Source organism: Streptomyces sp. NBC_00258 (assembly GCF_036182465.1).
Classification (GTDB): Bacteria; Actinomycetota; Actinomycetes; order Streptomycetales; family Streptomycetaceae; genus Streptomyces.
The window spans coordinates 7,277,993-7,289,069 of sequence record NZ_CP108081.1 but is presented as its reverse complement, the minus strand read 5'-3'; the positions used below and the strand labels follow the sequence as shown (position 1 = coordinate 7,289,069).

The window sequence follows — 11,077 nt, the reverse complement described above, 5'->3', positions numbered from 1 at the left end:
CGATATTTAGCGCTTGCTGTACTGCGGGGCCTTACGGGCCTTCTTGAGACCGGCCTTCTTGCGCTCGACCGCACGGTCGTCACGCTTGAGGAATCCGGCCTTCTTCAGGGCGCCGCGGTTGTTGTCCACGTCCGCCTCGTTCAGCGCGCGGGCCACGCCGAGGCGCAGGGCTCCGGCCTGACCGGAGACGCCGCCACCCGAGATGCGGGCGACAACGTCGTAGCGGTCGTCGAGCTCGAGCACCTTGAAGGGCTCGTTGACTTCCTGCTGGTGCACCTTGTTGGGGAAGTAGTCCTCAAGGGTGCGACCGTTGATCTTCCACTTACCGGAGCCCGGGACGATCCGGACGCGGGCGATGGCGTTCTTGCGACGGCCCAGGCCGGCGGCCGGCTGCGGGTCGCCGAAGCGGCCGGCGAGGGACTCCGAGGTGTACTCGCCCTCGACGGGGACCTCGGACTCGGTGGTGTACTGCTCGACGTCGACGAGCTCGGTCTCAGTCTCTTCGACCGGCTGCTCAACGGTGGTCTCGGCCACGATTCTCCTCAGATTCTTTTTCGTCTTAGGGGGTGGCCGGAACTACTGCGCGACCTGGGTGATCTCGAACGGCACCGGCTGCTGAGCAGCGTGCGGGTGCTGGTCGCCCGAGTAGACCTTCAGCTTCGAGAGCACCTGACGGCCCAGGGTGTTCTTGGGGATCATGCCCTTGATGGCCTTCTCGACGGCCTTCTCGGGGTTCTTCGCCAGCAGCTCGTCGTAACGGACGGAGCGCAGACCACCCGGGTAACCGGAGTGGCGGTACGCCAGCTTCTGGGTCTTCTTGTTGCCGGAGAGGTGCACCTTGTCGGCGTTGATGATGATGACGAAGTCACCAGCGTCGACGTGGGGGGCGTAAATCGGCTTGTGCTTGCCCCGGAGGATGTTCGCGGCGGTGGTCGCCAGACGGCCCAGGACGACATCCTGAGCGTCAATGACATACCACTGGCGAGTGATGTCGCCGGGCTTGGGGCTGAACGTACGCACTTCGTAGCCTTCGCTTCTTCAGTGGATGGGTCCTGACACATGGCATCACTGAAGCGATCGTGCAGCTGGGGACGACAATGCCGGGGACGCTGCCCGTATGCCGCCCACTGGTAACTGCTCCAGGGAACCTACGTAAGGGCCCCTCGCGTGAGAACGACCAAGCCGATACGCATAACGAAGTGCAAGAGTACTCGCGCCGCCCCGGAAGGGTCAAAACGAGTGACGCCGCCCAGCCCCCGCGGCTGTGGGCAGGCGTCCCGCAGAGCGGGACTGGTGGGCACAGCCCCTGGCTCCGGGCGCCCGTGAAACCAACCTCAAGGCAACGGCACCCGCCAGCAGGCAAAGAGTAAGCGAGTCCCGGAAAGCCCGCCGGGTCACGGGCTCCAGGTAGGGCAGGGCGAGCCCTGGAACCTGCGGCACCAGCGCCACCCAGAACCACGGCCCCCGAGCCACGCTCCCCGCCTCCAGAACCCCCGCAAGCAGCACCGGCACAACCACCAGCAGATAGTGGTCGTACGAGGGCCGGGACACCAGAAACGCCGACAGCATCAGCATCACCCCCGTGTCCACGACCTTCCCCTCCCGCCGCCAGCACCGATACGCACACCACACCCCGACCCCCGCGGCGCCGCAGGCCAACAGCACCGCACCCCCCTCCGGCACCCCCACCCGCGGCAGCACAGCCGCGGGAGACGCCTCATAGAGCCGTACGAACGTGTCGTCCCCCCGCAGCAGAAACGGCAGCGTCCGCGTGAAGAACCCCGCGGGATCCGGCATCAGCAGCGCCGCGCCCCCGGAGACCACCGCGGGCACGAGAAGCACCGCCCCGAGCCCCCGCCACCGCCGCGCGAAGACGAAGAGCAGCACAAGAGGCACCAGCAGCGGTTTCACGGCGATCGTGGCACCGATCACGGCCCCCGCCGCACCCCACCTCCCCCGGCTCGCGAGGAGCAGGGCGAACGGCAGGGCCACGACCGCGACGACGGTCCAGTTCCCGAGCCGCACGAGATGCCCGAAGGGCGCGAACCCGAGGGCGAGCCCGGTCAGGCCGAGCACGGCGAAACGGCTGCGCCACGGGACGCCGTACAGCCGCAGCGCGCACGCCCAGCCGGCGACGAGCCCGCCGGTGACGGCGAGGGGGACGAGGAGACGCAGTACACCCCAGGGCAAAAGGGCCAGCGGGACGGCGGCCGGCACGGCTCCCGGCAAATAAAGGAAGTGCGGATCGTCATACGGGGATCCACCGTCGAGCCAGGCCTTCGCGGCACGTACGACGATGGCGTTGTCCATACCCCCATCCCGTGTACGCAGGGACGTCTCGGCCGCGCCGGCACAGAGCGCGACCCCCAGAACGACCCACGCGTGCCAGGACGCGGCTCGTACCAACCACCCTGAGATGCCCCCTTTGGCCTCATTCACGCTTGACACGCTAGGGGTTCCGGTGGTGCTGGAGACGGACCAGCACGCCCCATGTCCCGTCTAAGATGCGCCCCATGAGCTTTGGGCAGGGGGGACCCCAGTGGGGTTCCGGGGGATCAGGTTCTCAGCCGCCGCAGTGGGGCGGTCAGTCACCCGACTGGGCTGCGCTGGCCGAGGCGTCCGAAACGCGCAACCGGCGCCGCAGATGGCTGCTGATCGGCGGAGGCGCGCTCGCCACGGTCGCGGTCGGCACCGCCGTGGCCATGGCCGTGGTCTCGACGGACGGCAACGGACAGGCGTCGAACAAGCCTGCCTCCGAGTTGCCCACGTCCGCGGCCATCCCGTCGGACACCACGGGCACCGGCCCGTCCTTCGAGGAGACCTCGGCGCCGCCGCCGCTGGATCCGAAGGACTTCATAGGCAACGTCAAGAAGGACACCGCGCCGCTCGCCCCGGACCTGCTCTTCCCGGGTACGCAGCTGACGATGGGCGAGACCGTCTACAAGAAGGGCGCGATGGCGTCCACGAAGAACTGCGCCTCGGCCGCCCAGGGCACGCTCGGCCCGGTTCTCACCAAGAACGACTGCACCCGGTTCATGCGCGTCACGTACACGAAGGACGGGATCGCCGTGACGGTGGGCGTGGCCGTCTTCGACGCCGAGGGCCAGGCCCTCAAGGCGAAGAACGACGCCGACGACAAGAGCGTCGTCCAGTCCCTGGCCGGCGAGGGCGTTCCCACCTTCTGCCGCTCGGCGATCTGCCGCTCGACCACCAACTCGTACGGCCGCTACACGTACTTCACGGTCGCCGGCTTCACCAACGGCAAGGACGTGACCCAGAAGGACTCCAAGGTCTTCACCACCGGTGACGACCTGGCCGAGTTCACGTTCCGGCAGATCCACCGCCGCGGCGAGGCCCAGGCGTCGGCGGCCGCCAACCAGTAGACCTCGTTCGACCGGCGGAACGGCCGCCGGAGAACGGAACGGCGGCCCGCCCCCCGGCAGGCCGCCGTCCTCGTCTCTACTCGCCTACTGCTGCTCGCACTTCTGCACGCTCACCTGCGCGCATGCCTACTTGTGCTTGAGCCGCAGCTTCACCGGCACCACGGCCGACTCCAGCTGCGTACGCAGGGTCATCTTCGAGACGCCCTCGGTCCGCTCCTCGAAGCGGATCGGGATCTCGACGGCGGCGTGACCGGCCCGTACGGCCTTGAACTTGAGCTCGACCTGGAAGCTGTAGCCGGCGCTGTCCAGGGAGTGCAGGTCGACGTCGCGCAGGGTCTGGGCCGACCACAGGTTGAAGCCCGCCGTGATGTCACGGATCTTCGTGCCGAGCACCGTACGCGCGTAGCGGTTGGCGAAGCGGGACAGCAGCACGCGGTGCGCGCCCCAGTCGTCGTCGAGCTGGCCCCCCTCGACGTACCGGCTGCCGATGACCAGGCCGACACCCGAGGCCACGGCGGTGCCGAGCATGCGTGGGACCGCTTCCACGGGGTGGCTGCCATCGGCGTCCATCTGGACGACGTACTGCGCGCCCTCGTCGACGGCGGCGCTCATGCCCGCGACGTACGCACGCCCCAGGCCGTCCTTCTCGGTGCGGTGCAGCACGCTCATCCGGCGCCGCCCGTCCCAGTTGTACTTCTCCGCCAGCTCCTCGGCGATGCGTCCTGTACCATCCGGACTAGAGTCGTCCACTATCTTCAAGTGGAGTCCGTTCAGCGGCAGTTGAAGCACAGCCTCGGCCATTCTCGGCAGATTGGCGGCTTCGTTGTACGTAGGCATCACCACGGTGACAGCCACGTCCGCCCCCACGTCGTACGACATCTCTTTCCCTCCCCATTCTCTGTTCGCCCCCCACCGGACGCGGGACTGGACCCGCGTCCGGCAACCCAACTCAGGTATGCACCTTGCGCTTGGCGGCGTCGTCCTTTTCCTCGGACGAGTCGTCCGTCGCCGCGCGTGTCCTTTCGAGGAGCACGAGCTGGAGGTATTTGAGCTTCTTGGTCTTCACGACCTTGAAGCTTCGCTGGATCACGGTCGCCGACGTCTTCGGCATGCCGCTGAACGGCTTCCCGTCGAGCGTGGTCGACACGAGCCAGAGCCTGTCGGCCTTCGCCAGGCACTTCGAGGCCTGGGGGCATTCGATCGCGCCGAACGAACCCAGTTCCTGCGGAGTGCGGTACATCAGCCAGTCGCGCGGACGGCCGGCGTCGTTGCGCAGTTCGTAGTCCATGGCCCGGCGCTCGGACTGCACACCGCTGAAGACGATGCCGTCACCCTTCTTCTGCCCGGCCTCGATGAGCTGGGCGGCGCCCCGGTAGTCCGGTTCGCCCAAGGTGTTCTGCCTGGTCTCACGGATGCCCGGCAGCGACTGGAAGGCGATCCCGGCGACCGCGGCCGCCACGAGCACCCAGCCGAAGCCACGCCGTGCCACCGCCCCCGTACCGGCCTTCGCACCGGCCACGGGCCCGGCGATCCGGACGACGGCCACGGCCGCGAGCAGCACCCACGCGGGCGCCGTGAACAGCAGATAGCGCGGCAGGAAGAGGTGCAGCTGAGCGGCGGTGACGTATGTGGCCACGGGCGGCAGCACGATCCAGACAGCGAGCGGAAGCGCGCGCCGGCCCGCGAAGAACAGCCCGAGCGCACCGAGTGCCATGACCGGTACGGCCACCGCCCAGGCCCCGAACAGGTTCTTGGGAAACTCGATCAGGTCCTTCAGCACCGGGTTGTTCCAGGCGATCTGTCCGCTCTGCCCCGAGCCCGACACGGCCATGGGGATGACGAAGCACATGCCCAGGGTGCAAGCCGCGGCGTAGGCCCAGCCCACGATCTTGTCGCCCGCGCGCCGTGCGATCAGGATCATCACCAGGTGCGCGCCGAGCACGGCGAGCGAGGCCAGGTGGCTCCAGCCGATCAGCGGCACCGACAGCGTGTAGGCGACCCACACCTTGAACGACGGCTTGTCCAGCGCTCTGGCGAGCAGCAGCGTCGACAGCAGGACCGCGGCCACCGCGAAGGCGTACGGCCGGATCTCCTGCCCGTACCGCGTGGTGAACGGGACGACGGCGAGAGCCAGTCCCGCAAGCAGTCCCGCCTGTGTGGTGAACATCCGCCGCCCGAGCAGCGCGAGCAGACCGGCCGAGGCCGCCATGGCCACCGCGCCGGGGATGCGCATCGCGGTCGGGGAGTCCCCGGCGACCGAGATCCAGATGTGCATCAGCACGTAGTACGGCGTGAACACGACGTCGATGGAGCGGATCAACAGGCTCAGATCGTGGAACGACAGCGTGGACGCCCACCAGGTGGCGTGCTCGTCCCGCCACAGCTGGCGGTCGCCGATCCCGCGCCAGATCATGGCGAAGGCGAGCACCGTGGGCAGCAGAAACGTCACGGCAGTGGCGAGCCGGCCGCCCTTGGAATCCTCGGGCTCGTCCTCCCCGGGCTCGTCCGCGGACGGCTCCGGGTCGACCGGATCCGGCGTGACGGGCTCGGCGACCTGAGCCTGCTGCTGCCCGGGAGCGGCGTACGCGCCTTGATCGGCGTACTGACCGGGGTCGGTGTACTGACCAGGGTCGGCGTACTGGCCGGGACCCGCGTACGCGCCCTGCGCCGGGTCGGCATAGGGGCCCTGTTGGCCCGGGTCGGCGTAGCCGCCCTGACCACCGGCGTAGGTGCCCTGACCCGCGTACGGATCATGGCCTCCCTGGACATCGGGGTACCCGCCGCCGTACGGAGCGGAGGCATCGAGACTCATCGCTTCACCCAAATCCGGTAGGCGTTCTCTCCGCTGCTCGTGGTGAACGGGAACACGGCCGCCAGTCGGTAGTGGGAGTTGTTCTTCAACCCCTCCTTGACCGCCTCGTACGTCGCCGGGCTGACCGAGCCGTGCATCACGATCGCGTCGAACTTTCCGTCGCGGACTGCCTGCCGGAAGGCGTCGGGGCCGGTGTACTGCTTGCCGTCCTTGCCGCGGTAGTCCATGAAGTAGGAGTTCTGCCACTGGGTCCAGTTGGTCTTGTCCCGCAGGTAGTAGGCAGGGACCTCCTGCTCCTCGGCGAGGTAGGTGCCCTTCTTGTCGACGACCGTGCTCAGGTACGTGGTCATCTGCGTGGAGTCCGGGAAGCTGAACGCCCGCTGGGCCTGCACCATGCCGAACACCAGCGTCAGGACGTACAGCAGGATCCCGAGCTGTGGATGCCGGAAGTGCGGACCGACCAGACGGGCCATGCCGAGGCCGGCCATCGGCGCGGCGAAGAGCAACCCGAAGCCGACGTGCTTGTAGAGCGAGATCTCGGTCTGAAGGTGGATCTGGTAGGCAGGGGCGAGCAGCGCGGTCCCCGTCAGCACCAGGCCGAGCGCAACGCGCCGCCAGCGTCCCGAGGTCTCGGCGCCGAGCCACGGCATCTCGCCCATCCGTGCGCGCAGCGCGTACGCGATCGAGCCACCGAGCGCGGCCAGGAAGACCAGCCCGCCCCACTCCGCGCTGTGCGCGAGCATCGTCGCGGCGGTGTCCGTGCCCTTCGCACGGTCAGTGGTCGTGGAGCTGATGCCGCCCAGCGGACCGGAGAAGAAGTAGCCGATCCCGAGCAGGGCCACGATTCCCGCGCCCAGCATCACCCCGCGGCCGAGCGCACGGATGCCGCGATGCTGGTGCGCGGTGATCACCGCCAGAACCACAAGGGTCGGCAGATACATGCCGGACGCGTACTTCACGCCGAAGGCCAGTGCGGCCGGCGGCGCCGCGAGCAGCACGGCCGCGGCGCTCATCCGGTCCGTGCGCACCACCGCCCAGGCGGACAGCGCGAGCAGGAACACGGCGGCGGCGTCGTAAGTGGCGAAGTTGCCGAGCACCATCGTCGACTGGAGCACCGAGAACAGCGCGGCGGCCCCGAGCCCGGCACGCAGGTTGAACAGACGCCGGGTGAGCGAGTAGAGCAGCCCGGTAGCGCCCAGCATGAACAGCAGACTGAGCAGGCGTACGCCGGTCAGGCCGAACTGGCTGTCCACGACGGCCGCGATCACCGGGTACAGCTTGGGATGCCCGGAGAAGTAGGCCGCGAAGTCCACCGGCAGCTTGGTGCCGTGCAGCAGGTTGGCCAGTTCGTAGTGGCCGGACGCGATGTAGAGCGCCTCGTCCTGGAAGGCCGTCCCGCTCAGCCGCAGGGACAACCCTGCCTGCACGAGCATGACGCACAGCAGCACCCCGCGCCCCAGCAGCCTGCTGCGCCGCGTGTCCACGGCCCAGGCCGACTCCTGCACCGGCGGCAGCGTGTACCCGGGCTTCTCCGGCTCCGGCACGACGGGCTCAGCGACGGCCTCCGGCTCCACCGCCGTGTACGAGGCATACGGGTCGTACGGCGCGTACGTGTCGTAGGTCTGCTGGTCCGGGTACGAGGTCGTCCGGTCGTGGACGTCGAAGCGCCAGCTGCCGGTCTCCGTGACATAGCCGCCCTGGTGGGCCTGCTCCTGGTACGGAGGGTAGGTCGGCTGCACCCGGGACCGGGTCTGAGCCTGCTGCGCGTACTGCCGCAGGCTCTCCTGCTGCGCGTACCGCCGCTGGTCCTCGTCGGTCGGGGCGTACTGCTGCTGGTTTCCGTGGCCGTACTGCTGTTGTTGCTGGTGCTGCTGTTGCTGCCCGCTCTGCTGGTACTGCTGGTTCTGCTGCGGGTACCCGTTGTCGGCGTACTGCTGCTGGCCCTGCTGTTGTTGCCCCTGCTGATGCCCCTGCGCCTGGCCCTGCTGCTGCCCGTACCCGTACTCGTCGTGCAACTCGGAGTCGTCCGCCCAGGTGGGCGTGCGTCGGTCGCTCATGGCTTCGTCACATCGAATCCGAAGCTAGAGTTCGCCGCCTGCTGCTTGAAGGTCTTCTCCGACAGCGGACCGCTGTTGATGCGCCAGTCCGTCTCCTTGTCGAAGTTGAACCAGACGAACCCGATGACGTCGTCGCGCTCCGCCGTCCCCTGGAAGAGGGACTTGATGTCGGCGGGCTTGCGCTCACCGGCCTGCGCGGCGGTCTCCGCGATGATGAATGGTTTCTTCGTGAAACCACGGATCTGGGTCATAGTCGGCCCGTACAGCGTCTGGTACGTGTTCGGGCCGGTGGCCGCGTAGTAGCCGATGACGCCGACCCAGTCGACGTAGTCGTCGCCCGGCCAGTACGGCTTGAGCTTCACCTTCGGCATCGGGTGGGTGACGTTCGGGCTCCACACCCAGATGACCTGGGTGGCGCCCTCGTCGTCGAAGATGTCGTGGATGTGCTTGTACGCGGCGGTGAAGTCGGCGGCGCTGGTCTTCTTGGTGCCCCACGGGTACCAGAAGCCGTTCATCTCGTGCGCGAAGCTGATCGCGACGGGCAGGTTCAGCTCCTTGACGGACTTCGCGTACTCGCGGATGTACTTGTCCTCCTTGCCGGAGGCGATGTCCTTCATGCTGGTCTCGAAGGGCTCCCAGGCGATGAACGCGACAGAGCCGTAGTCCCAGGAGTTCGTCACGAGCTCCTGCTCGTACTGGTCGCCCCAGGCGGAGTAGAACTCGATCAGGTTGGGCTTCTTGCCGGCGCGCTTCGCGAAGTCCTGTACGGCCTTCATCTTGGCGGGAGCGCCGTCGGCGGCCACGCCCAGGTACTTCTTCTTCGGGTCCAGCAGCGGCCGCACGTCGTACGGCGGCTCCGGCTTCGCGGACTCACTGGCCTCACCGGTGCCCTCGGCACCCGGCTGCTCGCCCTGGCCGCGCTCGTACTGGTCGCGGCCCTCCTCGGAGAACGTGCTGCACCCGGCCAGCAGCGCACCGGCGATGAGCGTGGCGGCGAGCGCCCGCACGGGACGTGATGCCCGCACTCGGCGTACGGAAAAACTCATGCGGTCGCTTCCTGCACTTCCTGGGCACGCGGCTGTACGAGAACACGGCCGACGACCATCGCGTAGAAGAGGCCGGCGGACAGCATCAGCGCGAAGTCCGGCGGATAGAGGGTGAGCATGCGCCAGGCGGCGACGATGATCCACAGGACGGCGGTGCCGCCGGTCCAGAAGATCATGCAGTTCCAGTAGCGGCGCATACCGTTCTTCTTGGCGCCCGCCGAGCCCGTGGGCTTCCAGCCCATCGGACGGCCCCGCAGCACGTCCCAGACCGCGAAGACGTGCGACCACCCGTACATGATCCGGACGGCCCAGGCCTCGAGACGGTACGGCGCCCGGTGCCACAGCGGCAGGACCAGCGTCACGTACGCGACGCTCGGCAGCACCCACAGGGCGGCCTCGGCGCGCAGCAGGTCGGGCCGCAGGATCATCAGGGCGAGCGGGATGACCGGCGCGATGAACGTGGCGAGCGCGGTCTGAAGGTAGTAGAGGAAGCCCGACACATAGCAGAGCCGGGTCTTGAACTTGAGGTCCATCTCCCAGAACCGCTTGCTGGTCAGGAGCTCCAGGGAGCCCATGCACCAGCGGTACTGCTGGTTGTGGAAGGCACCGGCCGTGTCCGGGCACACACCGGCGGACAGCGCGACGGGCACGTAGCGCAGCTTCCAGCCGAGGGCCCTGAGGTCGAAGCCGGTGTACATGTCCTCGGAGTGCTCGATCAGCGTGATGCCGTTGGTCTGTTCCAGGGCCGCGCGCCGGTAGACGGCGCACGAGCCGACACAGATGGAGCCGTCCAGGTCCTCACGGGAGGTCTGTACGGACCGGTAGAACTGCTCCTGCACGGCGCCCGCGCCCCGCTCGATCCAGTTCTGCGCGTCGACGATGCGGAAGAACTGCGGCGACTGCACGATGGCGCACTTCTCGTCGTCGTCCATGTGCGGCAGCAGCTCGTCGAGCAGGTCGGCGCGCGGCGCGAAGTCGGCGTCCAGGATCAGGATGTGGTCGCCGTCGGTCTTCTCGAAGGCGTGGTTGAGGTTGCCGGCCTTCTTGAACCAGCCGCGGTTGGGCCGCACCACGTAGTTGAACCCGAAGTCGCGGGCCATCGCCCCGACCTCTTCCTCCGCCGCGTCGTCCAGGACGTACGTCTTCACGACACCCTGGTAGCTGTCCGCGAGGCGGTTCACATGGACCCAGGTGTTGTGGAGCACCTCCAGGGGCTCACCGCACACCGGCAGGAAGATGTCCACGCTCGGGTACACCGCCGGGCGCCACTGGCGTACGAGACGCTTGTGGCCCTTGATGTCGAAGTCCTTGCTGAGCCCGTCGAGGTACAACGAGATCAGGTAGTCCGCGATGATGAACGCCAGCAGCGGCAGCGTCAGCCAGAACCACGGACTCGACGCCGTGAACAGGAACTGGCTCATCGCCAGACACGCGAAGCTGATCAGCGAACCGACCGTCAGCACCCACAGGTACCGACGGGAGTACGAGTACTTCTCGACGTCGTCAGGCGGCGTCGGCAGGAGCCCATGACTCTGCGGCGTCCTTTTTCGTTTCCTGTTCTGCGGAACACGAGCAGTCCCCACTGCACTCATGCAAAACCCCCGGGGCCGTTGCGGCCCGTTACCCCCACCCGAACTCGGCCAACCCCTAATCGAACCTTCAGCCGAGCAGCGGAATCATAACCGAGTTTCAGAGGTTACGTCCGAACGTACGTGTTACGCAGGGGTTTCATCACGCGCCACAGCGGGCATACGTAGCCACTTGCCCCTCTTTACAGGG

General features: G+C 67.8%; 9 protein-coding genes. 1 reads left to right on the top strand and 8 read right to left on the bottom strand.

From position 1 onward, the window contains the following. Positions 1 to 6: 6 nt before the first annotated feature. From rpsI to OG718_RS32565, 3 genes are all read right to left on the bottom strand, one after another. Complete coding sequence (gene rpsI, locus OG718_RS32575) at positions 7 to 534, bottom strand: 30S ribosomal protein S9 (protein WP_055614905.1); 528 nt, start codon at positions 532 to 534, stop codon at positions 7 to 9. Between the two features lie 42 nt (positions 535 to 576). Then, entirely contained in the window at positions 577 to 1,020 is a 444-nt protein-coding gene (gene rplM / locus OG718_RS32570) for a 50S ribosomal protein L13 (RefSeq protein WP_055614906.1), read from the bottom strand. A 210-nt stretch (positions 1,021 to 1,230) separates the two neighbouring features. Then, positions 1,231 to 2,310, bottom strand: coding sequence for a glycosyltransferase family 87 protein (locus tag OG718_RS32565; RefSeq protein ID WP_313904911.1), 1,080 nt, complete (start codon positions 2,308 to 2,310; stop codon positions 1,231 to 1,233). 203 nt (positions 2,311 to 2,513) lie between these two features. On the opposite strand from OG718_RS32565, the gene OG718_RS32560 reads away from it, so the two are divergent. Continuing rightward, on the top strand, positions 2,514 to 3,383 hold the full coding sequence (locus tag OG718_RS32560; protein WP_143642836.1) for a hypothetical protein: 870 nt from the start codon (positions 2,514 to 2,516) through the stop codon (positions 3,381 to 3,383). Between the two features lie 126 nt (positions 3,384 to 3,509). On the opposite strand, the gene OG718_RS32555 is transcribed toward OG718_RS32560, so the two are convergent. The 5 genes from OG718_RS32555 to OG718_RS32535 all read right to left on the bottom strand — a co-directional run bounded on the left by OG718_RS32555 (position 3,510) and on the right by OG718_RS32535 (position 10,890). Then, a complete protein-coding gene (locus OG718_RS32555) occupies positions 3,510 to 4,262 on the bottom strand; it encodes a polyprenol monophosphomannose synthase (RefSeq protein WP_143642837.1) in 753 nt (250 codons plus the stop codon). A 70-nt stretch (positions 4,263 to 4,332) separates the two neighbouring features. Further along, positions 4,333 to 6,195 (bottom strand): glycosyltransferase family 39 protein, encoded by a 1,863-nt coding sequence (locus OG718_RS32550; protein ID WP_328845846.1) that lies wholly within the window; start codon positions 6,193 to 6,195, stop codon positions 4,333 to 4,335. Next, positions 6,192 to 8,252: an ArnT family glycosyltransferase gene (locus tag OG718_RS32545; protein ID WP_328845845.1), complete on the bottom strand. Its 2,061-nt coding sequence runs from the start codon at positions 8,250 to 8,252 to the stop codon at positions 6,192 to 6,194. The genes OG718_RS32550 and OG718_RS32545 overlap by 4 nt, the downstream gene beginning before the upstream one ends. Next, complete coding sequence (locus OG718_RS32540; RefSeq protein WP_143642839.1) at positions 8,249 to 9,298, bottom strand: glycoside hydrolase family 26 protein; 1,050 nt, start codon at positions 9,296 to 9,298, stop codon at positions 8,249 to 8,251. Before OG718_RS32540 ends, OG718_RS32545 begins: the two co-directional genes overlap by 4 nt. Continuing rightward, on the bottom strand, positions 9,295 to 10,890 hold the full coding sequence (locus OG718_RS32535; protein ID WP_143642840.1) for a glycosyltransferase family 2 protein: 1,596 nt from the start codon (positions 10,888 to 10,890) through the stop codon (positions 9,295 to 9,297). The genes OG718_RS32540 and OG718_RS32535 overlap by 4 nt, the downstream gene beginning before the upstream one ends. Positions 10,891 to 11,077 lie beyond the last annotated feature (187 nt).